The 239-nt window shown below is 71.5% G+C and carries 1 protein-coding gene; it reads left to right on the plus strand.

Translation table 11 applies throughout. The features are described from left to right. Positions 1-36 precede the first annotated feature (36 nt). Positions 37-239: hypothetical protein (locus RMT89_RS45235; RefSeq protein ID WP_315889567.1), on the plus strand; the 203-nt coding region annotated here is incomplete at its 3' end.

The following is a 239-nucleotide window of genomic DNA, read 5'->3' on the forward strand; positions in this document are numbered from 1 at the left end:
GCGCGCTCCGGGGGGAGCGGGTTTCAGGAGGGTGCCATGCGCGGGGTCGTGTTGCTGCTGGCTCTGGCTCTTTCGGCCACGGCTGTCCACGCGGATCCGGCCGAGACCTGCGCGCGGGCCGGCAACGACGACACCGTCCGCCCCTACGATCCTGCCTTGCGCCAGGGCTTCGTGCGCGCCTTCAAGACCCTGTTCCCCGGCGCCAAGGGCGGCCAGCCCGCATCATCTTGTCGGACTGG

The sequence above is a fragment of the Streptomyces sp. P17 genome, assembly GCF_032436805.1.
Lineage (GTDB): Bacteria > Actinomycetota > Actinomycetes > Streptomycetales > Streptomycetaceae > Streptomyces.